The sequence below is a fragment of the Parabacteroides sp. D25 genome, from assembly GCF_000307475.1.
In the GTDB taxonomy this organism is placed as follows: domain Bacteria; phylum Bacteroidota; class Bacteroidia; order Bacteroidales; family Tannerellaceae; genus Parabacteroides; species Parabacteroides distasonis.
In genome coordinates, this window is record NZ_JH976501.1 from 801,726 (window position 1) to 827,477 (window position 25,752).

Below are 25,752 nucleotides of genomic sequence, written 5' to 3' on the forward strand. Positions count from 1 at the left end.
CTATTAAATAGTTAGAAAAACAAACAATTGAAATATCTTTGCATAAATATGGGACAAGATTAATACCGCATGGAAAAAGGATTGCTACATAAACAGATTATGGATTTTTTTGTCCGTAATTTCGACGTCAGGCAGGACAAAGAGGATGAACTGGACACGATAGAATCTATTAAGAAGGGAGTCGAATTTAAGGGGACAAATTTATGGGTACTTATTTTCGCTACATTTGTGGCCTCTCTCGGATTGAATACGAACTCTACGGCCGTGATTATCGGCGCCATGCTGATCTCGCCGTTGATGGGACCGATCATGGGATTCGGCTTGGGATTGGGAATCTCCGATTTCGAGTTGATCAAGCGTTCGTTCCGTAATTTCGCTACCGCTACTATTTTTAGCGTGATTACCTCCACCTTATATTTCTTGATCTCACCGATCAGCGAGGCGCAAAGCGAGTTGCTTGCCCGTACGCAACCTACGGTATACGATGTATTGATCGCTTTCTTCGGCGGTCTGGCCGGAATCGTGGCGAGCTCGACAAAGAGTAAGGGTAACGTGATTCCGGGTGTAGCTATCGCTACGGCTTTGATGCCTCCGCTTTGTACGGCTGGATTCGGGTTGGCGAGTGGCAATTTGTATTACTTTTTCGGTGCTTTTTATCTGTATTTTATCAATACGGTTTTTATCAGTTTGGCTACGTTTGTTGTCGTTCGTTTGTTGAAATATCCGAAGAAAGTTTTCTTGGATAAACAACGGGAAAAGATCGTGACTCGTTACGTGGGTATCATTGTTTTTTTCACGATCGTGCCGAGCCTTTTCTTGAGTTATAACTTGATCCGGAGTAGTTATTTCAATGATCGGGTACGTAACTTCGTATCGGAGGAGTTGACTTTCCCGAATACGCAAATCTTGAATAAGGTCGTTACGGATACGAGCGAGAAAAAGGAGGTGAAAGTAGTCTTGATCGGCCAGACGGTACCGGATGAGATGATCGCTAACGCCCGGGCTAAATTGCCTAAGTATGGATTGAAAGATGTGCATTTAGTCGTGCAACAAGGCTTCGGACAAGAGGCCACGGATATCAATGAGTTGAAAAGCCTCTTGATGCAGGATTTATATAAGAATAGCGAGGAGGTGCTACGTGCGCAGACCATCCAGATAGATTCGTTAAAACGACAGGTTGACAAATATCAGAGTTATAGGCGTTTGACATCCGAGTTGATCCCGGAGATGAAGGTTCTTTTCCCCTATGTAGTCGAGGCTTCTTGCTCGAATACCTATATCGTGAATACGGAGACGGCGAAGCCGGATACGGTTATGCTGGTTTATCTGAAAAGTAAGACGATCATTAAAGATGCGGAACGTAAGAAGATCAAGGAATGGCTGTCGGCTCGTGTGGAAATGAAAAATATTAAATTACTAATCGAATAATTTAGACTAATCAGAGTAGAATGAAGTTGATGAAAAGAGTGTGGGCGGCTTTGTTGCTTTTAGCCGCTTCCGGCCAGTTATATGCCGATGAGGGCATGTGGGTGTTGAAGGAATTAAATAAGCAGAATTTGGCGAGAATGGCCGAGTTGGGTTTTACCCCATCCTATGATCAGTTGTATAGTGAGACGGATCCTTGCGTGGCGAACGCCGTGGTAATCTTCGGTGGGGGATGTACCGGTATTACGGTCTCTAACGAGGGATTGATCTTCACGAATCACCATTGTGGTTTCGGAGCCATCCAGCAGTTGAGTAGTGTGGAGCACGACTATCTGAAAGATGGTTTTGTCTCTCAAAGTAAACAGGAAGAACTTCCGGTTCCAGGCTTGACAGTACGTTACCTGAAAGAGACCGTAGACGTGAGCGATCGTATCAACAGCCAGATCTCCGGTATCGAGGATGAGTTCCAGCGTTTGTCGGCGGCTGATTCTATCGGTCGTGTGATTTGTGATTCCGTGGGAAATAATGAGTTCCTAGCGGCTGATGTTGTTCCTTTCTATAGCAATAATAAATATTTCTTGGTGGTGTACGATGTTTATCGTGACGTGCGTATGGTTTTCGCTCCGCCTAGCTCTATCGGTAAGTTCGGTGGCGATACGGATAACTGGATGTGGCCTCGGCATACCGGTGATTTTTCCGTATTCCGTGTGTACGCCAACGCGGATAATAAACCGGCGGAATACAATGCGGATAATAAGCCTTATACCCCGAGATATGTAGCGGAGGTGTCTATGCAAGGCTATCAAGATAAAGATTATGCCATGACAATCGGTTTTCCGGGAAGCACGGATCGTTATTTGTGCTCTTGGGGCGTGCAACAGCGTATCGAGAATAGTAATAAGCCCCGTATCGAGGTGCGTGGCATCAAGCAGGGCATCTGGAAAGAGGCGATGTTGGCTAGCGACGCCGTACGTATCAAATATGCCTCTAAGTATGCGGGAAGCTCCAATTATTGGAAGAACTCGATCGGTATGAATAAAGGATTGGCGAATCTAAACGTGATCGAACGTAAACGTGCGGAGGAGACGGCCTTCGCTGATTGGGTAGCGAAAGATCAGGCCCGGGGCGCTAAATATGGCGAGGTCTTGAATTTGCTGGAAAAAGGATATACCTCGACCAATAAATATAGAGAGGCTTTGACCTATTTGAATGAGGCGTTTTCTAGTGGAGCGGAGATTATTCGTTTGGCCCGTATGGTGCAATCGGTGGATATTGAAGGAGCTACCCCGGAAGAGATTACTGTCTTTTTAGAGGATCGTATCCAACCGTTCTTCAAGGATTACGAGCCGTCTTTGGATCAGAAGGTACTGGCCGCGATGATGAAGATCGCGAAAGAACGTGTATCTCCGGAGTTCTTGCCGGATATTTATACGAGCGTTGATAAGAAGTATAAAGGAAATTATGAGAAATATGCGGCGGATGTATTTAAGAAGACTTCCTTATTGTCGTACGACAAGATCGCCGAGATGTTGAGAAATCCGAAGCAATATGAGAAATTGAGAAAAGATCCGGCGGCGGAACTGAGCTTGTCCGTATTGGTGTCTATCTTCCAGTTACAGCAGTTGATGGGTGATGCGGAGTATGATATCGCTAAGGGAGAACGTTTGTATTTCGCGGGCTTGAAGGAGATGTATCCGGAGAAAGCCTTGTCTTCCGACGCTAATTTCACGATGCGTTTGAGCTATGGTTCTATCGGAGGGTATCGTCCTTATGATGCCGCATGGTACAATTATTACTCAACGGATAAAGGTATCCTAGAGAAAGAGGACCCGACGAGCGATGAGTTCTGGGTACAACCGGAGATACTGGATCTGGTTCGTAGCCGTGATTTCGGACCTTACGCGAATGAAAAAGGGGAATTGCAGCTGTGCTTCCTCTCGAACAATGATATCACGGGTGGTAATTCCGGTAGCCCGGTATTCGATAAGAACGCCCGTTTGATTGGACTTGCTTTCGACGGTAACTGGGAGGCGATGAGTGGTGATATCGCTTTTGAACCGGATTTGCAACGTTGCATCGGCGTAGATATCCGCTATGTCCTTTTCATGATCGATAAATGGGGTAAATGCCCGAGGTTGATTGAGGAGTTGAAACTGGTTCGATGAGAGAAAAAAGAGATGGGCATCCGTGATTTCCGCGGATGCCCATTCTAAGGAGCTTATAATGCCCATCGTAAGGTGCTTTGAATGCCTATTGTAAGCGCCTTACGATGGGCATTGTACTAAATGCCTAATTTAGACTTGATTGCTTTCGGTATTGCGTCCTTATGCACCATGATGTAAATCGTCTTGGCACGGACAAAGCTATCTGACATGTTGAGGTAACCGCCGAATGTATTACGTTCGGTTCCCCAAGAGTTCTTCGTGATATAATATTTCGTGCCGTTTTGATCCTTGGCGATGCCGGTAAGGTGCATCAAATGGTCATCGGTCGTGACGAACGCCTCGAAGCCTTCTTGACGGACCTGCGGGGTGACGTTTACTTCCGGGAAAGGTTTCTCGAATTTGTAGACTTCCTCCAGACGTTCCTTCTCGTCCATTTTCTCGAAGCGGGCACGGTCGGTAGTCGAGTAATCTTCCACCTTCTTTACCTCCGGGTTGATCGCCACGCCATTCTTGAAAGAGAAGCCTTTCTCGCTCACGTCGCCATCCCAGCATACCGTGTAACCGTTATTCAACGCATAATCCGCTACTTCCATCATTTCATTCAATGGTAGGTTATACATTTGCGCATGCTCCCAGTTATCGGGAACCTCTACCTCGAATTTCTGGTAATACGGATGATGCGTGAAGCTTGTCAGCTCGATATAATCGTCCATATTCAACCCTAGGGAGGCGGCGAATGTCTTCGGGGTATATTCCTTGCCTTGATAGGTGAATTTCTCCGGAAGCTTGCCTAGGTAGGTATCGAATAGGTTATCGATTAGTTTGTAATATTCCGGGCTCCGTTTTTTCATATCCACGGCGGTCGTTGCGATTGCCTTGATGTATTTTACCATCTCGGCATGATTGTGCCGGTCGGAATCGTAGTTGATACCCGAGTACACCTCTTCAGGAACGATACCTACTTGGTTGAAAGCGTTCATGAAGGTGTGGGAGAGACTTCCTTGACCGATATTACCTCTACCTTGGCGGACATAATTATCCTGCAACTGGTTCATGTATTTCTGGCGGACGATAAACATCTCGGAGAGATCGTACGTCCCTTTTCCCATACGGAGTAATTCGGACTCCATGAAAGAGGTCGTGGCGAAACACCAGCAGGTTCCCGTGGATGCTTGATTCTTGACTGGCGTGGCGGGTACCTTTACTACATCCGTAAATTGGTAGCCTTGGGCGAATGTGCTCAAGGAACCTAACGCTAAGGCGCATGATAGAATGAATGTTCTCATTGTATATGAATTTAAGTTTATATTATTATTGTAGAGACGGGGCGTGCCTCGTCTTTACTATCGGATGTGGTGATTAGAAGCCTCTTTCGAATTGGGTCCAGAATGAGTCTCCCATTTCTCTCCAGCGTAGCATCGTGGCTCCGGCGAAATCGGCGGTATATCCGGTTAGGTATTCTTTTGCGGCCTCCTCACCTTGTTGGGTAAGAATCTCTTTGTAACGGCTCTCTACGAAAGGAAGTTCTGTCTGCCCTTTCTCCGTAAAATGGGCGATAGATGCTTTCATACGATCTTTAGTCGCTCCCCAACGTACGGTGGCGAGTTTGTTGGCACGACGGAAAGCCCATACGGCGGCATCTTCCCGGTAACGGTGCTGTCCGCAAACCTTGAAGCAAGCCGGGAGATCTTTCGTCCCACAGAAGATGGGGATGCGGGGGCTTTGTCCGGGATTATCATAGGCCATCCAAACCACGCCGCCTACCGCGTCGGGCAGCCAGTCACGCAATTGGATCACGGTAGAGTAGGAGCATTGCGGCACGGCTACAAGGCGGTAGCGTTTCACGGCATCCGGTCTGAGTCCGTTTAACATGTTTACCATATCCGTAGTCATCCACGGATTCGCTACCGGGCTGATAATGGTATCTGTCTCGTTACTATCTTTTTTCTTGACGGCGACTTTCAGGTTCTTCGTCATATCATATTCCGTCCCCTCATACGTCTCGGAGAGAAGGGCCATCACGTCGGTCACGTCAACCGGTTTTTCCGGTTTTACGCTGATCGGAAGTTCCTCGGCATCATAAGAAAGATGCAAGGATGGCGCCAGCTTATTCAAAATGAAAAACTCGCGGATGCTGAAGGATTTCAATTCTCCCGAATAGTTCCCGCCGCCATAGGCCTCCCAGAAGCGGAACGGTTTCTTCCCGTCCCAGAAGCCCATGCGCTTGGCTACCTCGAATACGTTGGCGGAAGCCATGCAATTCTCCTTGTCGCTCGGATCTACCTTGGAGATACGGGGGATATTGGCCGATACGCCCACATGATCGTCGGGGATGCGGATCGCCGCCCATACGCCACCGATCTTATCCGGACCCTCGCCGAAGACCTCGAAATGCCATACCTCTTTCGGATCCGCTATCGTAAGGCACTCGCCCCAGTCGCCATATCCGTATTTCTCGATCAACTCGCCCATTAAGCGGATCGCGTCACGGGCGGTCGTGCAACGTTGCAAGGCGATTCGCTGAAGTTCCTCGATCATGAACATACCTTTCTTGTTGACAAGGGCTTTCCGGCCGGTGATCGTTGTCTCGCCGATACCCAACTGCTTCTCGTTGAGGCAGGGATAGGCGGTGTTGAGGAATTGATACGTAGACCGCGCTTCGGGCAGCGTTCCTTTCGCGATCATCCCCCGGGTTCCCTCGGCGTATTCGGTATGCATACGTCCGGTATAGACCGTGGTTGTCGTATCGTGATCGTACGAGGCGGAAGGTACGATATCCATCCAAGTGCGGTAATTGCTATCGCAGGTGTGGCTAGTCATCACGGAGCCATCTGCCGAGGCTTTTTTGCCGACCATGATACTCGTACAACTCTCCGGGTTCAAGATCGGCTCCGGATACTGGATTTGTTGCGCCACCGAAACAGATAGGCTGGCGCAAAGCATAAGAACATAGGTAAAAAGTTTCTTCATATTTCTTGTGTTATTTAGATGTTTGTATCAATTAAATTTGTAGGCAGCTTTTCGTACGTCTTTTACGGATTTGAATGGCTTATTGGGTTTTAGATGCTTGGCGAGGAACTGGTAGATGCCGAGTCGTATCTCGGAAGCTTGTTTCGTGTCGGTCCGGTCGAAGCTATGGGCACCGGGAGCACGGTCGAATATTTTGTAGTCGAACTTCTTTCCTTCGGCCTTGAGAGCACGTATCATATGCTCTACTTCCACTACGTTCACGTCATCATCGCTAGTATTGGTATGGATGAGCAGGGGATCTTGTAGTTTTTCCGCGTGCCAGACCGGTGAGCGGCGTTTGTATTCCGCCATATCCTCCCGGGGAGTCTTCCCGATATGGCCCTCGTCGGAGAAGATTTTCCGATAATCATCGGTGGAATATCCCATGCGCATGATCACGTCGCTTACCGGTACTCCGGCGAAACCGCATTTATATTTACCGGGGTAGGTGAAGAGGTTCATCAGTGTGATCATTCCCCCGTGGCTCCATCCCATGATGCCGATACGATTGGCATCTACGATATCGAAATTCTCTACCATGTAATTGCGGCTGACGTAGACATCCTCGTTTTCTAATCCTCCGTAATCGATATTATCGTAAGTAGCCTTGCCATACCCCGTGCTACCCCGGTATTCGGCGGAGACCACGATGTATTCTTGGGTGATCAGTTCACGGACGATATGGGCGTAATACGTATTGAAATCAGCGTGTACGCCACTGTGCGGGAGAACGATCAAAGGATATTTCTTGTCGGGATCCACATTTTTAGGGATGAAGATATAAGTCCAGAACTTCAGTTCGTTTCCGGCGCTCATCCCGGTAGGATTCGTTTCTTTCCAACGGGCGGGACCGCAAAGGTAGACTTTGTCGATATGGGCGATGTCGCCCACTTTCTCGTACCATAGGAGGTCATCTACCTTCTTTACGACTTGGTCAAAATCATGTTGGTAGTTTTGCGCTATGGCATAGTTTGTTCCGAATATAAAGAAGAGGCAAAAGCAGGAAAGATGTTTAAGCAGTGTCTTCATGTGACTTATCTTTGAATTTGTGATTGACTGTGATTTTCTGGCTGTAAATATACAATAAAAGAAGCGTGATCCGTAATAAACGAACCACGCTTCTTTGATAAATTATGTATAAGTTGTATGTTACTTACGTTTCTTCCTGCTACGAGGAGCGTCATCGTAGAATTTACGCTTCGGCTTGTCATCGCTACGGCTGGAACGTCTGCCGCCACGGTCGCTTTCCCGGCGGCTGTCTCTGCCTCCTCTACCGCTATCCCGTCGGTCTCTGAAACCGTTTCCGCTACGGCTACCTCCACGGCTACCACGACTGCCTTTACCACCTTCGCCTTTCGCTTGCGCCGGTTCTACGGAGATACGTCGTCCGTCTACCTCGAAGCCGTTCATCGAGTCCATGACACGGTTGGCTTCTCCCTCTTCTACCTCGAAGAATGAGAAATTATCACGTAAGTCGATACGACCGATACGAACCTTACCCGGTACACACTTATTAACCAACTCTATAAGTTGAGGAGGTGTAAGCTCGTCTGTCTTTCCAAAGTTGATAAAGAAACGGGTGTAGCCTTCTTCCGCTTCGCCTCTACCACCACGTTTGCCTCTTTCTCTTGGGGCGCTCTCGTCTACAACCTCGATATCATCGTTATCTTTATAATAGTCGATCATCCGGTTGAACTCCAAGGATACGACACGCTTGATGATATCTTCCTTATCCAGCCATTCCAATTTACGGTAGATAGAAGGCATCAAACTAGCGATTTCCTCCTCGTTCACTTTCACTTTCTCGATCTGGTCCACCAAGTTGAACAATTGCTTCTCACAGATTTGCTCACCGGTAGGCATCTTGCCTTTATCGAATTTCTTGTTAATGATTCGTTCGATCTCGCGGATCTTGCCTTTTTCCCTTACGTGGCAGATAGAGATAGCGATACCCGTTTTTCCCGCACGGCCCGTACGTCCGCGGCGGTGGGTATAAGATTCTACCTCATCCGGCAGACCGTAATTGATTACATGGGTTAAGTCATCCACGTCCAAACCACGTGCGGCTACGTCCGTAGCGACCAATAACTGGATATTCTTGATACGGAACTTCTGCATCACGTAATCACGTTGCGCTTGGCTCAGCTCGCCGTGCAAGGAGTCGGCGTTATAGCCGTCTTGAATCAATTTATCGGCGATCTCCTGTGTCTCCTTACGGGTACGGCAGAAGATGATACCGTAGATGTTCGGGTAATAATCGGCTAGACGTTTCAACGCGAGATATTTATCCTGCGCACGAACCATGTAATAGATATCGCGGATATTCTTGTTTCCCTCGTTCTTCCTGCCAATGACGATCTCTTTCGGGTCCTTCATGTATTTCTTGGTGATAGAGGCAATCTCTTTCGGCATGGTAGCGGAGAAGAGCAGCATATTGCGGTTTTCCGGTATAGCCGCCAAGATCTCGTTGATACTGTCGGTGAAACCCATGTTCAACATCTCGTCCGCCTCATCAAGAATGACGTTCTTTACGTTGCTTAAGTCAACCGTCTTGCGGTTCATCAAGTCGATCAAACGTCCCGGGGTAGCCACTACCACGTGTACGCCTCTCTTCAGTGTCTTGATCTGGCTCTCTATACTGGAACCTCCGTATACAGGGAGAACCTTCAGGTTATCGATGTATTTAGAATAATCGTTCAAATCGTCCGCTATCTGTAGGCAAAGCTCGCGTGTCGGACAAAGAATAAGCGCTTGAGGCTGATATTGAGAGACATTGATCTTTTGCAGGATCGGCAGGCCGTAAGCGGCTGTCTTGCCGGTTCCTGTTTGTGCCAATGCGATTACGTCGTTATCTTCTCCCAGTAAGAAAGGAATCACTTCTTCCTGTACGGGCATGGGCGATTCGTAGCCCATCTCTTGGATTGCCTTTAATATCGGTGCGGCAACTCCTAATTCTTCAAATGTTTTCAAAATGCGATTGTGTATATATGATAATATTCAGTGGCCGCAAAGGTACGTAAATAATTCGGATTCATATCAATAAAGTAATATATCTTTTAGCCTTTCACGTTTCTTATCAGTAAGACGTAATCCTTTCGACAAATATTTCTCGGTGGAACCGTACTCTTTCTTGATTTTATGGAAAGCTAGGTCCATGAGCCCCTCGTTGGCCGTAAGGAATACCGTAATGCTTTCTTGGGCGTCTGTGGAGAGATGTTTCACGATATCAGCTAAATGACTCGTATCGATATATTGATTGGAAGTCAAGTAGTCCTCCATGATGGCATCCCGGGGAATATCCAAGGCGGCGAGTAACATGGCGGTGAGAAACCCGGTACGATCCTTTCCGTAGGAACAACTGATGAGAATGGGGTAATTATCCTCGTTCTGGAACTGTTCCAGTACCTTGGCGAACTGATCGGTATTATCTGTCACGAATTGCAGGTACTCGTCTTCCATATATACCCCGGCGTCTCCTTTCCGCATTCGTCCCTCGATAACACGTTGGGGGGCATCGGCGATCTTGCCGACCGAGATGGGGATTTGCAGGATATTTGCTTTCGTATATTTGATAGGGGCGGTGAGGGTTTCTTGGTTCGTACGGAGGTCGATGATGGTCTTGATCCCTAGATTATCCAATCGGATGGAGTCCCATTCGCTCAAGCTGCTTAACTCGCCGGAGCGAAATACCTTGCCCCATTTCACCGTCTTCCCGTTTGTAGAGGTATAACCGCCTAGATCCCGGAAATTCTGTACGCTATCCATAACCGCCGAGCGTGCCCCGATGATCCGTGGGTATTTATCATTAAAAGAAAGGCGGAAATACTTACGTGATATATTATCGTTCGTGATGTAAGTAGCTACGCCATCCTTGATGTTGGCGTAAATGATCGGGGACTCGTTGGTGAAAAGATCCGGGTTGTCGGACACGGTCATCTTGACAATCCCCTCCATTACCGGATCGGTTTCCCATTTTATCACGTAATTTCCGATGTCATCACGTAGGCAAATAGCTCGTATGTCGGGTGCGTTAGAGGAACAACCCACTAACAGGATCACACTGGCGAATAGAGAGAGAATCTTTCCTAACATTGTCTTCTATGATAATAAGCTTTCCTTACAAAGATAGTAAAACAAGTTTTTCCCGCTTCTTCATTAATGATATTTAAGACTGACTAACATACTTCGCCGCGAACTCCTTGGATATATAATTATCATAGCTTTGGCAAACCTCGGAGGCGAGGTCCATTCCGCAGCGGATGATTTTTCTCCAAGTATCCTGATCCAGAGAGGGAAGGTCGGCATGGCGTACGTCATACTTTAGAAGTCCGTAGATAATACCCGCGTTAAAATTGTCGCCGGCGCCGATGGTACTAAGCGGCTGGATTTGCGGGGAATCGAAATGTCGTGTGAAATTACGGGTGTGGAGATTGACTCCGTTTGCCCCGTGAGTTGTTAAGAAACGATCACAATAAAACTGAATATGCTCTTTGTAAACCTCCTGTGCGTCGCTCTTGCCATAAAGGTTCTGGAAGTCCTCGTCCGAGCCCCGGACGATGTCGGCGAATTCCAGATTTTCCAGTACGGTAGGCATGAGGCGGATCGCCTCATGAGCGTGTGCCTTGCGGAAATTGGGATCGTAATAGATGATCGCTTTCCGTTCTTGGGCGTATTGCAGAAATTCTACCATACGAGTCCGCAAGACCGGGTTCAGGGAATAATAAGAGCCAAACACGAAAATATCGTCTTTCTCGATCTTAGGCAGGGGCACCTCCAGCCGTTGCGCCGGGTAATCCTTGTAGAAGATATAATTAGCGTTCTTATCGTCGTCCAGAAAAGCGAGTGATATAGGACTTTTCCCATCGGGGAAACGGTCTACGAACTCGGTCGTGATGTGGTTATCTTCCATGAAATCCCGAATCATGTCGCCAACCCGGTCGTTGCCCAGCTCGCTGATAAAGGATACGGGGACATTCAATCGACCTAATGATATCAATCCGTTGAAGACGGAGCCACCGGGAACGGCCTTCTGTGGTTGGTCGTTCCTGAAAATGATATCGAGGATGGTTTCTCCTATACCAAAGACTTTTCTCATGACTATATACTGGTTTGTTATTCGTTCTTGCTTAGCTCACGGCTCTTGGAGCCTAAGTAGCCCCCGTGATGGCGCTTGGCGTAATCCTTGTTGGTGAAATGGATACGCTTCATGGTTCCGACCACGAGGATATCGCCTATTACCGTCATGACGGTCGTGGAGGTAGTCGGCGTAAGGCCTAACGGGCAAACTTCCTTGGGAGCGCCGGTCAACAGGCATACGTTCGCCTCGGCGGCTAGAGGACTATCCGGGTTACTGGTGATAACGATAAATTTCATGTCTGGCACCAAACCCCTCGTGAGATCTACCAATTCCACCAGTTCACGTGTCTTTCCTGAGTTGGAGATCAATAACATGATATCGTTCTTGCATACGATTCCCAGATCTCCGTGTTGTGCCTCGCTGGGATGTAAGAAAAAAGCAGGTGTACCGGTCGAGCTAAAGGTGGTAGCGATATTCAAGGCGATTTGCCCGGCTTTACCCATTCCACTCATGATCAGTTTTCCACCTAGGTCGTGTACATGTTTCACTATAAGCGATACCGCTTCCTCATATCCGGGTGTAACGGGTATGTTGCGAACCGCTTCCGCTTCCTGCTCCAATAAAGAGGTGATATTTTCGTTTACCATATTGTTGATTGATTGTTTTACGGCATTCCTGCCTGAATAACGATCGCGAAAGTATTTATATTTACTGATATTGGCATCATCTATTTCAGACAATTTATCTTTTTAAGACGTTTGCGAATTCGGACTTCGGCTTCCATTTCGGGTATCCGGTATCTTGTGCCAGTTTATAACCGAGGTCGAAGAATAATTGTACTTCTTGTAACAGACCACTGTAATCATCCGTGTCGGGATGGGTCTGGTCGGTCGGTTTGTGGTAAGTTTCCGCCCAATAATGTGCGATATGCTCTTTGGCCCACTCCTTACCCTGTTTGCGGTTGTCGTTCCAACCTTTGGCGAACATGGCCGGGATGCCTTTTTGTACGAAAGGGAAATGGTCGGAGCGATAGAACATCCCGTTATAAGCGTCGGGGTCGGGCATGATGTAACGGTTGTATTTCTTCGCTAGCTCGGCTAGGGTATCATCCAGCTCGGAGTTGCCGTATCCGGTGATCGTGACATCGTTGTTCTCGCCCCATAGCGGGAAGACATCCAGATTGATTACGGCGGCTATCTTATCAATCGGGAACAACGGGTGCTCCACATAGTATTTCGTACCGAGGAATCCGGTCTCCTCGCAAGTAGGGGAGAGGAAGACGATATTCCGGCGGGGTTTCTCTTTCAAGGCATTGAAACAACGTGCCATCTCGAGCATCCATGCGATGGCTACGGCGTTATCGGTAGCGCCGTTGATGATACTGTCGCCGTTGATCGGTGCTCCATAGCCTAGATGGTCCCAATGGCCTAGATAAATAACACTCTCATCCGTGTTCCCGCTACCGGGAATATAACCGATTACGTTGGGGCTTTGCTGGCGGTCGAAGGTGTTCCTCATCGAGACGGTTACCGTAGATTTCAAGGAGATGGGCTTGAAGTCTGGCGATTTAGATTGCTCGATTAGTTGGTCAATGTCGTAGCCATTATCGGCCAGCAATTGCTTGGCGGCATTGAATTGGATCCAGCCGTTTAGCGGGCAATGATAGGCATCGCTATCGCTGTCCACATACATCTTAGATTGGGCGGAAGCTCGTACGACCGACCAAGGATAGCCCGCTCCCCGGTCTTCATGGATGATCAAAACTCCTTTTAATCCCTGTCGGGCGCCCTCCTCGAATTTATACATCCAACGACCGTAATAGGTCATGATATCACCGTTAAAATAATCCGTGTTGTCGCTTCCGAGTCCCGGGTCATTTACGATAACGACCGCTACTTTATCCTGCGGGTTCTCGATTCCCTCGAAATCATTTTTCCCATACTCGGGGGCTACGATCCCATAGCCGGCGAATACCAGTTCTGCGTTGTCTATATCGATCTCCGGCTCGATCCGTGCGGAGAAAGCGGTGTAACCTTCCAACCAATCTAAGGGGATTTTCCCTTTCGGGGTCTTTAGGACCATCGGGTCCGGGCATCGTGTGCGTGAGGATATGATATTAACCTGTTGGAAATAAGAATCGCCGTTGATGGGTTTCAGCCCAACCTCTTTCATTTGGTGAGCGATATAGTTCACCGCACGGTCGGCCCCTTCCGAGAATGGTTTACGGCCTTGGCAGGAGTCATGCGAGATGGCCTCGGTGTATCGCTTTAAATGTTCCGTGGTCGCTACGCTTTTCGCTTTCTCTATATCATTACTTCCTCCTCCACAAGCGGTAAAAACCAAGGAAGTGATTGTTAGTAAACAGGTTATTATTTTCATGTTTCTCATAGAATTACAATGTTTTTTCAATCAGCCATTCACCTAAGTTGCGAGTGGCTGCGTCGAAAGCGACCCCCACTTTGACTACTTCCCGTTCGTCGGCCGTATAAGGAATCGGATAGCCTCGATCGTCGATTTGCCGAATCGCCTCTTCCGCCGTACCTCTCAGCTTAAACTCGAATACGTAGATGTAGCGAGGAGTTTTTACAATGGCATCGGCACGTCCTTGGGCCGAACGTACCTCGGCCTCGGTGAATTGCCCTAGTAGCTTGAATACGATGTAGAAAACCACTTGGTAATGACGCTCGGTCCGGTCATTCAGCTCGTAGGGTATGTCGGCGAAGAAAGCCTTTAGGCGGGTGAGGAAAGCCTCGGTGTTTCCGCTTTCCAGCTCTTGAATGAACTTTCCGATATAAAAGGGAGTCTCGGTTTCCGGTAAATGCGCATACATGGAGGCAACAAAATTCAAAAATCCATATTTAACTTCCTCATTCGGGTATCCTAACGTATATAACCGAAAACGTTCATCGTAGCTTTTGATTGTCAAATATCCGCTTTGATAAATCATGGGCACGGGATTATTGATGTTCGCCCGATCGTCCGAAAGGGATACCTCGGATACCTCTATCCCGTCCAGCTCCCGTATATCGTAATTCGTTTTCCGTAACATCTCCGCCAAGAATGTCGGGGTACCGGAAGCAAACCAATAGTCGTAAAAGACCTGTTTACTCAACACGTTCAATACGCTAAACGGGTTATAAAGGGCGATACCGCTGCGGAAATCAAAATGGTAGCCGTCGTATCGGCGTGTAATTTTCTCGATGGTATCTTCGTATGAAAGCTTATTCGCCTCGGCCAAGGCATAAAGCTCCGGCTGGAAAGTCGCCTCGATCTCGGGCAATGTCATGCCACAAAGGGCCGCGTATTGCGGGGCTAGGCTGATGTCGTTCAAATGATTTAGGTTGCTGAAAATACCGACTTGCGCGAACTTGGTGACACCGGTTATGAATACGAAGCGCAGCCAAGGATCGGCATCTTTGAGGACCGTATAGAAAGCGGTCAATAATTCCCGGAACTCGTTCTGTAGCTCTTCGTTGTGCAGGTTCCTAAGTAATGGCTTATCGTACTCGTCGATCAGTACGACCACCTTCCTTCCGGTTATCTCCGCCGCCCTTCGTATGATGGTCATGAACCGTCCGGAATAGGTGATACCCTCTCCTCCGGTATCATATATTTTTTCCCATTCCCTCAACTGGCGTTCCAGCATATTCTCCAATGCCTTGCGGCTATCGTACAACTCGGCGTTGAGGCTGAAATGAAGTACCGGATGCTCTTTCCACTCGGTCTCTAGTTTCTCTATGGCTAATCCCCGGAACAATTCTTTCTTCCCCTCGAAATATGCCTTGAATGTCGATAGCAGCAAGCTTTTCCCGAATCGCCGGGGGCGGCTCAGGAAATAAGGGACACCTTGGTATGCCATTTGATAAATGAACTCGGTCTTGTCAACATACAAATAGTTCTCTGTACGTAGTTTGTCAAAACTCTGTATGCCTATCGGTAATTTTCGGACGATATTTCCCATAGCCTTATCTGTTTAATTTACACAAATGTAGGTATTTTTTCCAAGGAGGCAAATAGATCGAAAAAAACACGTACGTCTTTTTCCGGAAACACGTACATGTTTTTTGAAAAAGACGTACATGTTTTTCCGGAAAGTCTTTCGTACCTTTGCGGGCTGATACAAACAAGAAGGAAAATGGATTATATCGCTCATACATTGCCGAATGGACTTCGCATGGTACATCTCCCGGTTAATTCCCCGGTCTCTTACTGCGGTTTCGCCGTGAACGCCGGTACACGGGATGAGAACGAGGATGAATTTGGCTTGGCGCATTTCGTTGAACACATGATCTTCAAAGGTACGGAGAAACGGAAAGCGTGGCATATCCTGAATCGTATGGAGAACGTAGGAGGGGAGTTGAATGCCTATACTACGAAGGAAGAGACCTTTGTTTATTCCATTTTTATGGAGGAGGATTTTGGCCGGGCGTTTGAGCTATTGACCGATCTGGTTTTCCATTCCCAATTCCCCAAACAGGAGATCGAGAAGGAGGTAGATGTCATCTTGGATGAGATCAATTCGTATGAGGATAGTCCTTCGGAACTTATATTCGACGAGTTTGAGAACTTGCTTTATAAGGGTCATGCCCTCGGGCATAATATCTTAGGGGATGAGGGATCTCTTCTTCGCTTTGACTCCGAGTCCGGTCGTTCTTTCATGCGTCGTTTCTACGCCCCGGAGAATATGGTGTTCTTCTCGATGGGACGAAAAGACTTCAAGAATATCTTGAAATCAGCGGAATCCGCTTTAAGCGATATCTCTTTCCCGATGGCTGAACGGATCCGGAAAGCTCCGGACCCCATCGAGGCTTGCGTACGCCAGATCCATAAAGATACCCATCAAGCCCATGTACTGATCGGTGGCCGGGCTTTCAGTATGCACGACAAAAAACGTATCCCTTTGTTCTTGTTGAACAATATCTTAGGTGGTCCGGGCATGAATAACCGCTTGAATGTCTCCTTGCGGGAAAAGCATGGCTTGGTCTATAACGTAGAATCCAATATAACCTCTTATACCGATACCGGACTAGCCAGTATCTATTTCGGGACAGACCCGAAGAACCGTGAGAAAGCGATGCGTTTGGTGCATAAGGAATTGGCCCGTTTACGTGACGTAAAGCTGTCCGCCACTCAATTAGCCGCCGCCAAGAAGCAGGTAATCGGTCAACTGGGCGTGTCGGGCGATAACCGGGAGGGTCTTTTCCTTGGCTTAGGAAAAAGCTACCTCCATTACAACCGTTACGACACCCTCCCTGAAGTATTCGCCCAGATCGAGAAAATAACCGCCGGGCAAATCCTAGACGTGGCGAATGAGGTGTTCGCTCCGGAACGGTTGTTTTGCTTGATTTATGAGTGAGGCTAATTATGGAACCTATACCCAACCCCCAACATCAAGTTATTCGGATTATGAAATTTGTGCAGTTGGTATCCGACATGCAGGAATAAATTTCGTGTAACCGATACCTTGAGGGCTAGGATCTGGTATAATCCTTTCAGGTCGCCCTTGTTGTAAAATAAATTATGTCCGACTCCTATATTGATCGAGAAGAATGGCATGGTGAATTCGCCACGGGCAGAGAGGCCGATACCGATTTGCTCATGGAGGGGCGGGCGGTAGAATCGGGGTTCTTCGCCGACTTGGATGATCTCGTCGGAATAAATATTTGCGCTTTCGTCATATTGGCCGTCTAGGGAGATACCTGCTTTTAGGAACCGGTTGAATTTGTACATCGGGTTGAGGTTGAATCCGAGGATGCCGAACTGACCTGGAAAAATATGGGCCTCATCACCTAGCATAACCCCCTTAGCACGGGTCGCACCATATAGGATGACATCGTAACTGACACGTTGCCAAAAGCTGGAGAGGTATAATTGATTTGCCGGTAAGGAACGTGCGGTACCTATCTCATGATGGCTTTCCTCGATAGGATTGAGCGTGTAGACGAGTCCGATCCGGCCACCAATCGTATTCAATCCCGCATTCGGAAGATGAGTATTTCCGTTTGAGTAGTGCGTTAAATCCGCCCCGACAAGCAGGTTGCAATAACGGGATAGTTTCGCGTTGAGGAAAAAGCCCAGATTGATATAGGCATTGATCTTAGAACCGATGATCTTATTGCGGTAATTATTGTTATCATCATACGGATGCCAACCAAATGAGGCTCCGAAATTCCACTCATAATCGAAGGATAGCCGGGAAGAAATTTTGGCGATGCGGGAGCTTTGGAAAACATACGCCGCCCAAGGATTACCAACTTCCTGCCGGTTTCCAAAGGTATTATAAGAGACGCCTATTCCTTGGTAAGTGTGCGGATAAAGCTGGCCCTCCTTAGAGTTAGGATTCAGTTGGAATCCGTATTTCAAATGGAATGAAGCCGCCTTACGTAAAGTAAGCCCGTTTCCATAGCCGTCATCTTTGAGGAATTTACTAGTAGGGGCGACATACGAGGGACGTACGTCGAATCCTATTTTGTGGATAATGGATTTATCATCATCTTGAGCTTTTACCGTACAGGTCCATATCATCATGACCGCTATGTAAAAGCTTATCATCTTGCTTTTTATCATACTTCAATACGTTTGTCTGATCACCAACACTGCGCTTTGTCTTTCAACTCGGGTATCTTGTTCTTATCGAATACAGGGCTTTTAATACCCGCTTTCTTTTGGGCTACGTAATCCTGTAATAATAGGAACGCTTGACGGCTCAACAATGAGATCGCGATCAAATTGCAGATCGTCATCAGTCCCATGGTCACGTCCGCTAGGCTCCAAGCCAAGTCTAAACTAGCCAACGCACCGAACATGACCATTCCACCGACTAATATACGATAAATAAATAAGACACTTCTCTTGGACGTGATAAAACGAATATTCGCTTCTCCGTAATAGTAATTACCGATAATACTACTGAACGCGAATAAAAGGATCGCTAAAGCGACAAACGTACTACCGATGCTACCCACCTCGTTACTCAAAGCTTGTTGCGTGAGCTGGACTCCATTGATGGAGCCGTCTAATGGCGCTCCGCTAAACAAGATGATGAACGCCGTGCAGGTACAGATAATCAGCGTGTCGGTAAATACGCCTAATGCTTGGATCAATCCTTGTTTGACTGGATGGGAGACATGCGCCGTAGCCGCTACATTCGGTGCCGATCCCATACCGGCCTCATTACTGAATAGACCTCGTTTAATCCCTTGCATCAACGCCGCTCCGACACTACCGCCTATCGCCTGTTCCCAACCAAAAGCGTTTGACAGAATGGTTTCTATAACAGCGGGTAGGCGGGTAATATTAAACAGTACGATTCCCAACGCCAATGCTATATATCCTAATGCCATGACCGGTACGACAATACTGCTTACTCTTGCGATGCGCTGAATACCTCCGAATATGACGATTAACGTAAGTACCGTAAGAATCGCTCCGATCCAAGCATGATCGATGCCAAAAGCGCCTTCCCAAGCTGCGCAGATCGTATTGCTTTGTACGGAATTAAAGGCAAAGCCAAAGGTTATCGAAATCAATACGGCAAATAATACCCCCATCCATCGTAACCCCAAACCATGTAGCATATAGTAAGCGGGACCGCCAATGAACGAGTCTTTCCCTTTTTCTTTATATAATTGAGCTAACGTAGACTCCACGAATGCGCTGGAAGAACCAAGTAAAGCGATCAGCCACATCCAGAATACGGATCCGGGTCCGCCGATCGCTACGGCTGTCGCTACACCGGCTAGGTTTCCGGTCCCTACACGGCTGGCTAAAGATACGGCGAAGGCTTGGAAAGAGGAGATATGCTTTTCCCCTTTTTCTCCTTTCCCGGCAGAATCGCCTAATAATCGGATCATCTCGCCAATCATGCGGAATTGCACGAACCTACTTTTTATCGTAAACCATACGGCGCATCCCAATAACATGATAATAAGGATGTATGACCATAATATATCGTTGACTCCGTTGATCCAATTATTCAATAGCTCCATGATTTATAATCTGTTGTTTGGTTACAAAGATACGTATCTACGAAGCAAATTCATCGAAATATTATTTTTTTATCATTTTCTTGTAACGTTTTCCAAACGGCTGTCGTCTTATAGTTAGAAACAAATGATAAGCGGGAAAGGCCACCCTGCTATATTCGGAAAAAATACGATAAAAATGAAACGGATGATGATTTGGATCATACTGCTAGGCGGTATGGTACAGGGAGCTTTTGCTCAGAACTTGGAGATAAAGGGAATGGTGCGGGACGCTCGCAACAAAGAAATCTTGGAATTTGCAAATGTGGTATTGCAAACAATGGACTCTTCTTTTGTAGCGGGTACGACTACGGATATGAAGGGGCATTTTTTATTAAATAAGATTAAAAAAGGGAGTTATATTCTATCTGTCTCTAGTCTAGGCTTTAAGACGGAGTATATTTCCTTGGAAGGCTTGTCCAAGAATATTTCTTTGGGAGAAATATCCTTAAATGATGATGCGGTATCCTTAGACGGGGTGACGGTTAGCGCCTCTGCCCAGACGAGCCATGCCGATAAAAAAGTGGTCTTCCCATCGGATCGCCAGATGAAGGCTTCGGGAAACGGTATGGATTTGTTGCAGCAGATGATGCTACCGAGAGTGCAGGTGGATTTGTTGAACAACGAGATCAAGGCCACGGGAAATGGGGTAGTCCAAGTGCGTATCAATGGCGTGAAGGTGGAACAGGATGAGATCAAGGCCTTGAATCCCTCGGATATCATCCGTATAGAATATCATGATAACCCGGGCTTACGTTACGGCAATGCCGATATCGTGCTGGATTATATTGTTCGCCGGCCGGATACGGGAGGTAGTTTTGGTCTGGACATGGCGCAAGGTATCAATTCCATGTGGGGTGAACATAATGCTTGGGGAAAGATCAATCATAAGAACTCGGAATGGGGCGCTTCTTATCGGATCGGTCCTCGTGATTTCTATGGAATGAAACGGAATAACGAGGAAGAGTTCCATTTAGCGAATGGAACGACCTTGAACCGTGTGGAAATAGGCGAACCTTCGCGCGCTCGTTTGTTCATGCATAACCTGAATGTGAACTATAGCTATCAAAAGCCGGATAAGTATATGTTTAACGCCACGTTCCGCTACCGGAATAATCATCAACCGCATTGGGATTATCAAGGAGTCTTGATGAATAAGGCGAATCCGGAGGATAAAGTGGATATGATCGATCTATCGGGATCAGCCTATCAAGCTCCTGCGCTGGATTTATATTACCAACGGGATTTGAAGCATAACCAGACCTTGGTGTTTAACGTGGTAGGGACTTATAACCAAACGAAATCGACCCGTATCTATCAAGAGAGTAAACATGAACAATTGTTGACTGATGTAAATAATGTGGTGGATGGTGATAAATACTCGATTATCGGCGAGGCTATCTATGAGAAGAAATTAACGAATGGTAATCGGTTGAGCGGCGGTTTACGCCATAACCAATCTTTCTCGGATAACAGTTATATCAATGGGCATAACTATAAGACGCATATGGAACAGATGGAGAGTTCCGTATATGCGGAGTTCAAGGGAAAGGTGAAAAAACTGGATTACTCGTTGGGTGTGACCGTGAATCGCTCGTCTTATAGTCAACGGGGTGAGGATGCGGATTATGAACGTTATACGGTGAGTCCCCGGTTGACCTTGTTTTATGCTTTGCCCGGGGAGTCTTCCATCCGTTTGAAATCAACGATGGGGAATGTGACTCCTTCTTTGGGTGAGTTGAGTGCGATTGACCAAGTGATCGATTCCTTGCAAATACAGCGGGGTAATCCCAACCTGAAGTCTTATATGAGTTATTATACGGAATTGAATTACGAGTTTCGCAAAGGTCTGTTTTACGTGAATGCCTTGGGCGCTTATGAGTATCAGCCGGACGCTATCATGGACGAGAAATATCTGGAAGGAAATAAGATCATCCAGACTTGGGATAATCAGAAAAACTGGCAACGGGTTGTCGCGTCTGCCAATTTGCGGGTCGGTCCGATCAAGGACATCTTGCAATTTTCTGTCAATGGTGGTATGAACCATTATATGAGTAACGGTAATACCTACACGCATCGATATACGAACTGGTGGTGCGAGGCGAATGTTTCCGCTACATGGAAGAAATGGTCGCTTTGGTATATGGTAATGACAAATTGGAACTGGTTTAAGGGCGAGACGATGAGTGGGGGTGAGAATATCCAAGGAATTCAACTCGGTTATCGGCATAAGGACTTGATGGTTGGCCTGCGTGTCATCAATCCGTTTACGGATAATTATAAGCAGGAGACGGAGAACTGGAACCAATACGCCTCTTTCCGCCGTTCAAATTATATCAAGGAAAGTTCTCGCTTATTCATCGCGACGATCTCCTATAATTTCTCCTTCGGCCGTAAGTTCAGCGCCGGCCAGAAGAAGGTGAATAACGCTGATAATGACTCCGGTGTGATGAGTACCGGTAAGTAAGGGAATATTTTATATCTTTGAGGAAAAATAAAATGAGATATGAAAGCGATTAATCCGAATGAGATCAAAGACAACTTTATCGAGTTGATTGGTAAGGAGTGGATGCTGGTAAGCGCCGGTGATAAGGAGAAGTTTAATATGATGACTGCCAGTTGGGGCGGCGTGGGAGTGTTATGGAACCGTCCGGTGGTGTTTGCCTTTATTCGTCCGGAGCGTTATACCCGTGAGTTTATCGATGCTAGGAATGAATTCACGATTACTTTCCTAGGACCGGAGCACCGGAAAGCCCATAGCATTTGTGGCTCTAAATCCGGACGGGAGATTGATAAAGTGGCCGCTACGGGGTTGACGCCGCTCTTTACGGAGGCCGGCAACCCGGTATTCGAGGAAGCTCGCCTTACGTTGGAATGCAAAGTGGTCTATAAGTCCGAGATCGAGGAGGCCAAGTTTTTAGATCCTACCGTTTTCCCTCGTTGGTATGATGAGAAGAACGGTAATGCGCATATCGTTTACATTGCCGAGATCTTGAATGCTTGGGAGAAATAATATCACCCAAGCAGTTCTTTCATCATTTGCTCCGTATGCGTGAGGAAATATTTAGTGAGTTGGTAATGCTCGGTTTCCTCATACGGGGTGACATGCGCTCCGGTATCATCGATGGCGTAAATGTCCGCGTTCGGATAAGCCATCAGGATCGGGGAATGCGTGGAGATAATCAGTTGGCAACCGTTATTCACCAGTTCGTGGATACGCACTAAAAGGGCCAGCTGCCGTTGTGGGGAGAGTGCGGCTTCCGGTTCGTCTAATATAAATAATGTATTGCGGCTGGCATAATTCAGAAAAGCGCAGAGAAAGCTCTCGCCGTGCGATTGCTCCAATAAACTCCTGCCACCGTAAGCTTTATAGGCGTAGATCCGGCTGTACTTACGTAATTCCAGTTGGGCTTGCCTATCCAATTCGGCCGCATGGTTAAAAAAGGATTCTGCCCGGAAGAAGAAATGCTTTTCCGGTTTTTGGGTCTCGATCAGTTTAATATGCTCGGGTAAGACATTGGCGTAAATCTTGTATGCCTCGGTTCCGTCATATAGCATACCCGGTTCTTCCTCATCCCTTTCCTCATATTTACTCATCATCGCTTCCAGCAGGGTGGATTTTCCCGCCCCGTTCTCCCCGACAAGGAAAGTGACCGGCTTGCGGAAAATGAATGATTCCGTGAAACGTACTGCCGGAGCTTTATAAGGATACTTTAGCTCCTCGGGATCGCCGGCTACCAAGTCCGGGTCCAGTAATTTTACTTGCTTCAGATAGATCATACAGAATATGTTTTGTTACAAACATAGTGAAAATATCAATGGAATGAAAGATAATATCGTAATCGTTGTTGTTCGTGCTCCGGAAACTCTTCCAATAGGGATAAATCCTCCCAACCTTGTAATTTCCCTTTTTTCCGGATCATTTTTTCGATGATCCTAGCTTGTTTATAACTGACATATGGGTGACTGGCTAGTTTTTTAGCTGACAGTTGGTTGACAAATAGATGACTAATAACTGACGGGTCCACGGAAAACCACGATTTCATCGCTTCATAACGATCCTCGTCAATACCATATACTTCTCCTAGTTGTTCTACGGAATAAAATCCTCCTAATAAGTCCCTGTATTTAATGATCCGCTTGGCAAAAACGCTACCAATTCCCGGAACCATTTTAAGGGCGGTGGTATCAGCCGAGTTTAATTCGACAACCGTTCCTTGCGGCCATTTTTCTGCTTTGGGATAAGAGGGAAAATGGGGCTTTGATTCCCTTCGGATGCGTTTGGATTTCCATTCGGAAGGGATTTTAGTTTCGTTCGAATGGGATTCTTTTTCTTTCCGAATGGAATTTGAAGGTGTTTTATTCGAATAGATCCGTGAGGAATCTTGTTTGATTCCGGTGTTTGCCAATGGGACTGTTTGAAATTGGGAACGGTAGAAATCCGTCCCGATAATTGCGATCCATGCCATCGCTATTAAGGAAAGGAGTAGGGTAAGAGCCTGCCTTTCCCCCTTGGAGAAATAAAGTAAATCACGCCATTTCATAGTCTTATGTTTTGATTTGTGGAACTTCCACCGACAAAGGTAGAAGTTCCGTTTCTATTGACAAGGAATTCTCGGTATTATTTACCGGTAATCCATTTCAAGATCCCTAATTCGTTCAAAAATACGATACCGATGGCGATTGGGGCCACGTATTTCATAAAGAATACGTAAGCGCCGAAAAGACGGAACTTAAGAGTCCCCTCATTGGTCAACTCGGCTTTCAATACTTTTTTATCGACACGTGTACCTACGAAAATACAAGTGAGCATACCTCCCAGCGGTAGCATGATCTTGGCGGTCAAGTAATCCAGCGCGTCGAAAAAGGCCAAGCCTCCAATCGTGAATCCTTTCATCACCCCGAATGAGAGTGAACTGAAAATACCTAAGAAAAAGACTCCTAAGGAAACGATCAAAGCCGCTTTCTTGCGTGTCATATGGAACTCCTCAAGAACGTAGGCCGTAGCTACCTCATGTAAAGAGATCGTGGAAGTCAGTGCCGCCATCGCTAGCAAGATATAAAAAATACAGGACCACAAGCCACTCAGCGGTAATTGCCCAAATACGTTCGGTAACGTGATAAACACGAGTTCCGCACCAGCGGAAGGGGTGATGCCGAAACTGAATACCGCCGGGAATATCATGATACCGGCCAATACGGCGACAAGCGTATTAATGATTGTCACCTGCCAAGCGGTGGCCTGCATATTCGTATCTTTCCCGAAGTAAGAGGAGTAAGTGATCAGGCAGCCCATACCCAAACTCAAAGAGAAGAAAGCCTGTCCTAGTGCGCTTAAGACCACTGAGGAAGTCAATTTGCTAAAGTCTGGCTTGAAAAGGAAAAGCAATCCGGCCTCAGCGTTCGGTAAGGTCACGGAACGTACGCACATGATCAGCAAGATCAAGAATAAAAGCGGCATCATGATCTTAGAGGCCCGTTCGATACCTTTTTCTACACCCGAGACAATCACGAAGTGAGTTAACCCGATAAAAGCGCCCATCCAAAAGATCGGACGGAAGACATTGGAGGCGAAATCCTGAAAATCGGCCGTATAGTCTATATCCGGCTGTCCATACAAACGGCCACTTAGCGTTTGCCAAACATATTCAAGCGTCCAACCGGAGACAACCGAGTAATAACTTAATATCAAAAATGCGGCCAAGATCCCGTTGTACCCGATCCAGCACCATTTTGTTCCGGGAGCCATCTTCTTGAAAGAACCCACCGTATTACTACGGGAATACCGGCCAATGAAAAACTCGGTTACCATCACCGGAATGCCCAAGAATATCATGAAAAGTATGTAGACCAGTAGGAAGGCCGCACCTCCGTTCGCTCCCAGCATATACGGGAAGCGCCATACGCTTCCCAATCCGACGGCGCATCCTACGGTAGCTAGTACTACGCCCAATTTACTACCGAATGTGACTCGATTGTTTGCCATATTATTTATTGTTGCTTTTATGCTTTTAATTGTTACCTATTTTCTTATTTTCGGGAGCAAAAGTAA

General features: G+C 47.0%; 19 protein-coding genes. 5 read left to right on the forward strand and 14 right to left on the reverse strand.

The window, feature by feature from the left end:
* Nucleotides 1-69 precede the first annotated feature (69 nt).
* Together HMPREF0999_RS06640 and HMPREF0999_RS06645 are read left to right on the forward strand one after the other, a co-directional pair.
* Complete coding sequence (locus tag HMPREF0999_RS06640; protein WP_009016492.1) at nt 70-1,428, forward strand: TIGR00341 family protein; 1,359 nt, start codon at nt 70-72, stop codon at nt 1,426-1,428.
* A gap of 29 nt (nt 1,429-1,457) precedes the next feature.
* Nucleotides 1,458-3,590 carry a S46 family peptidase gene (locus tag HMPREF0999_RS06645; RefSeq protein WP_009275523.1) on the forward strand — a complete coding sequence of 711 codons (2,133 nt, stop codon included), beginning with the start codon at nt 1,458-1,460 and terminating at the stop codon, nt 3,588-3,590.
* A gap of 116 nt (nt 3,591-3,706) precedes the next feature.
* Here the strand turns inward: HMPREF0999_RS06645 and HMPREF0999_RS06650 are convergent, their stop codons facing one another.
* The 9 genes from HMPREF0999_RS06650 to HMPREF0999_RS06690 all read right to left on the reverse strand — a co-directional run bounded on the left by HMPREF0999_RS06650 (nt 3,707) and on the right by HMPREF0999_RS06690 (nt 15,637).
* Nucleotides 3,707-4,876 carry an aminopeptidase C gene (locus HMPREF0999_RS06650; protein WP_005860557.1) on the reverse strand — a complete coding sequence of 390 codons (1,170 nt, stop codon included), beginning with the start codon at nt 4,874-4,876 and terminating at the stop codon, nt 3,707-3,709.
* A gap of 73 nt (nt 4,877-4,949) precedes the next feature.
* Nucleotides 4,950-6,560 (reverse strand): dipeptidase, encoded by a 1,611-nt coding sequence (locus HMPREF0999_RS06655; protein WP_009275524.1) that lies wholly within the window; start codon nt 6,558-6,560, stop codon nt 4,950-4,952.
* 27 nt (nt 6,561-6,587) lie between these two features.
* Nucleotides 6,588-7,628: an alpha/beta hydrolase family protein gene (locus tag HMPREF0999_RS06660; protein ID WP_009275525.1), complete on the reverse strand. Its 1,041-nt coding sequence runs from the start codon at nt 7,626-7,628 to the stop codon at nt 6,588-6,590.
* Nucleotides 7,629-7,748: 120 nt separating this feature from the next.
* Complete coding sequence (locus HMPREF0999_RS06665; RefSeq protein ID WP_009275526.1) at nt 7,749-9,512, reverse strand: DEAD/DEAH box helicase; 1,764 nt, start codon at nt 9,510-9,512, stop codon at nt 7,749-7,751.
* Between the two features lie 123 nt (nt 9,513-9,635).
* On the reverse strand, nt 9,636-10,691 hold the full coding sequence (locus tag HMPREF0999_RS06670) for a tyrosine-protein phosphatase (protein WP_005860577.1): 1,056 nt from the start codon (nt 10,689-10,691) through the stop codon (nt 9,636-9,638).
* A gap of 73 nt (nt 10,692-10,764) precedes the next feature.
* Nucleotides 10,765-11,694, reverse strand: a complete 930-nt coding sequence (locus HMPREF0999_RS06675; RefSeq protein WP_009275527.1) for a carbohydrate kinase family protein — start codon at nt 11,692-11,694, stop codon at nt 10,765-10,767.
* Nucleotides 11,695-11,711: 17 nt separating this feature from the next.
* Entirely contained in the window at nt 11,712-12,323 is a 612-nt protein-coding gene (locus tag HMPREF0999_RS06680; RefSeq protein ID WP_005860581.1) for an SIS domain-containing protein, read from the reverse strand.
* A 94-nt stretch (nt 12,324-12,417) separates the two neighbouring features.
* Nucleotides 12,418-14,064, reverse strand: a complete 1,647-nt coding sequence (locus HMPREF0999_RS06685; protein WP_005860582.1) for a M20/M25/M40 family metallo-hydrolase — start codon at nt 14,062-14,064, stop codon at nt 12,418-12,420.
* A 4-nt stretch (nt 14,065-14,068) separates the two neighbouring features.
* Nucleotides 14,069-15,637, reverse strand: a complete 1,569-nt coding sequence (locus tag HMPREF0999_RS06690) for an ATP-binding protein (RefSeq protein ID WP_009275528.1) — start codon at nt 15,635-15,637, stop codon at nt 14,069-14,071.
* A 174-nt stretch (nt 15,638-15,811) separates the two neighbouring features.
* Here HMPREF0999_RS06690 and HMPREF0999_RS06695 point away from each other — a divergent pair, with 174 nt between their 5' ends.
* Nucleotides 15,812-17,032 carry a M16 family metallopeptidase gene (locus HMPREF0999_RS06695; RefSeq protein ID WP_009275529.1) on the forward strand — a complete coding sequence of 407 codons (1,221 nt, stop codon included), beginning with the start codon at nt 15,812-15,814 and terminating at the stop codon, nt 17,030-17,032.
* A 2-nt stretch (nt 17,033-17,034) separates the two neighbouring features.
* Here the strand turns inward: HMPREF0999_RS06695 and HMPREF0999_RS06700 are convergent, their stop codons facing one another.
* Both HMPREF0999_RS06700 and HMPREF0999_RS06705 read right to left on the reverse strand, forming a co-directional pair.
* Nucleotides 17,035-18,243, reverse strand: a complete 1,209-nt coding sequence (locus tag HMPREF0999_RS06700) for an acyloxyacyl hydrolase (RefSeq protein WP_011967058.1) — start codon at nt 18,241-18,243, stop codon at nt 17,035-17,037.
* A 20-nt stretch (nt 18,244-18,263) separates the two neighbouring features.
* A complete protein-coding gene (locus HMPREF0999_RS06705) occupies nt 18,264-19,664 on the reverse strand; it encodes an alanine/glycine:cation symporter family protein (protein ID WP_005863901.1) in 1,401 nt (466 codons plus the stop codon).
* 175 nt (nt 19,665-19,839) lie between these two features.
* On the opposite strand from HMPREF0999_RS06705, the gene HMPREF0999_RS06710 reads away from it, so the two are divergent.
* Nucleotides 19,840-22,167 carry a TonB-dependent receptor gene (locus HMPREF0999_RS06710; protein WP_009016485.1) on the forward strand — a complete coding sequence of 776 codons (2,328 nt, stop codon included), beginning with the start codon at nt 19,840-19,842 and terminating at the stop codon, nt 22,165-22,167.
* A gap of 39 nt (nt 22,168-22,206) precedes the next feature.
* On the forward strand, nt 22,207-22,713 hold the full coding sequence (locus HMPREF0999_RS06715) for a flavin reductase family protein (protein ID WP_009016484.1): 507 nt from the start codon (nt 22,207-22,209) through the stop codon (nt 22,711-22,713).
* 2 nt (nt 22,714-22,715) lie between these two features.
* On the opposite strand, the gene HMPREF0999_RS06720 is transcribed toward HMPREF0999_RS06715, so the two are convergent.
* From HMPREF0999_RS06720 to HMPREF0999_RS06730, 3 genes are all read right to left on the reverse strand, one after another.
* A complete protein-coding gene (locus HMPREF0999_RS06720; RefSeq protein ID WP_005860596.1) occupies nt 22,716-23,480 on the reverse strand; it encodes an AAA family ATPase in 765 nt (254 codons plus the stop codon).
* Nucleotides 23,481-23,515: 35 nt separating this feature from the next.
* Nucleotides 23,516-24,244, reverse strand: coding sequence for a ComEA family DNA-binding protein (locus HMPREF0999_RS06725; protein ID WP_009275532.1), 729 nt, complete (start codon nt 24,242-24,244; stop codon nt 23,516-23,518).
* A 77-nt stretch (nt 24,245-24,321) separates the two neighbouring features.
* Nucleotides 24,322-25,686, reverse strand: coding sequence for a sodium-dependent transporter (locus HMPREF0999_RS06730; RefSeq protein ID WP_009275533.1), 1,365 nt, complete (start codon nt 25,684-25,686; stop codon nt 24,322-24,324).
* Nucleotides 25,687-25,752 lie beyond the last annotated feature (66 nt).